This window comes from Flavobacterium hiemivividum (assembly GCF_004349145.1).
GTDB lineage: Bacteria > Bacteroidota > Bacteroidia > Flavobacteriales > Flavobacteriaceae > Flavobacterium > Flavobacterium hiemivividum.
In genome coordinates this window covers 1-1,292 of record NZ_SMFO01000032.1, presented here as the reverse complement: position 1 = coordinate 1,292, position 1,292 = coordinate 1, and the positions used below count along the sequence as shown (strand labels likewise).

General features: G+C 34.9%; 1 protein-coding gene and 1 pseudogene. Both read right to left on the bottom strand.

Annotated elements, in window-relative coordinates; translation table 11 throughout:
• Positions 1–89: 89 nt before the first annotated feature.
• On the bottom strand, positions 90–818 hold the full coding sequence (gene istB, locus E0F98_RS15970; protein ID WP_091093977.1) for an IS21-like element helper ATPase IstB: 729 nt from the start codon (positions 816–818) through the stop codon (positions 90–92).
• Positions 819–841: 23 nt separating this feature from the next.
• Positions 842–1,292 (bottom strand): annotated as a pseudogene (locus tag E0F98_RS15965) (IS21 family transposase); the annotation flags it as partial.

Genomic DNA, 1,292 nt, shown 5'->3' with positions numbered 1-1,292 from the left:
TGGGTATTTCGGTGGGACCGTGCCACCCATTTCGGTTGAAATGGTGCCACTTTGAAAGATATTACAATAATACAAAAAGTTTGTTCAGTTTAAAAATTTGCTTTTCTCATAGACTCACCTGTTAGTTCTATTCTATGAGAGGAATTTACAATCCTATCTAGCACTGCATCGGCAATAGTACAGTTCCCAATTATGTCATGGTATGCAGATACCGGTATTTGAGAAGATAGTATTATTGATCCTTGATTGTGTCTTTGATCAACAATATCTAATAAAGCTTCCCTAGACTGATTATCAAATGGTTGTAGACCAAAGTCATCTAAAATAAGTAGATCTGACTTTAGTATCTTTTTAATTTCTCTTAGGTAGGTCCCGTCTAATTTGCTTATTTTTAATAAATTAAAAAGATTAGCGGTGTTATAATACAAGACTTTATAATCCATTAAACATGCTTGATGTCCTAGAGCCTGAGCAAGATAACTCTTTCCAACTCCGCAAGATCCAGTTAAGATTACATTCTGTTTTTTGAGAATAAAATCCAATGTTCCTAGGCGAGTGAACATATTCTTATCAAGGTCTCTATTTTGAGTATAATTTATATCTGGCATGCTTGCACTTTGTCTAAACTGAGCCTGCTTAATTAGTCTTTCGATTTTGCGGTTTTGCCTATTCTCATACTCGTGATCTGTTAGTAAACCAATGTACTCGTCAATGGTAAATGACATCATTGTATTGTTTTTAATATGACTGTGATGAAGCTGTGCCATGTCGTTAAGCCTCATTGCTTTTAGCTTTTCGATAGTTTGATTATTATCCATATTATTATATTTAAGATTACTATTTATTGGTACGCAGAGGCTCCTCTGATGTTTTGATGTACTGGTATATGATTAGTATTAGCGTCCAGTTCTTGGAGCAGAGTTTCTTTGAGATCCATATTGTGACGCAGGATGTTTTTGATATGGGTATAGGCCGCAATATTAGCATTTAAGGCAATCTCACAAGCTTTATCAAGTCTTTGTGATCCATAACTCTTATGTAGTTGTATTAAGCCAATAACCCTTTTGTATCCAATCTCAGGATATTCTACATTACACAGAATCTTCTCTACGCATTTCACTAAATGAGCACCGTGTGGAGCTGCTTGATTTTTAAAATACTCAGGACTCCAACTGGTATAGCTTTGATGCGTACTAGATAGGTGCTCCTTAATTGTATTGTAATTCCCTTTTTTTGGATTTCGCTTATGTGTGGCAATACGTAAATGATTATAGTAAACTTCTACGGAAGTA

Bases quoted from the DNA above. Each gene is read 5' to 3' on its own strand.
- istB (WP_091093977.1), bottom strand. From the start codon at position 818: ATGGATAATAATCAAACTATCGAAAAGCTAAAAGCAATGAGGCTTAAC.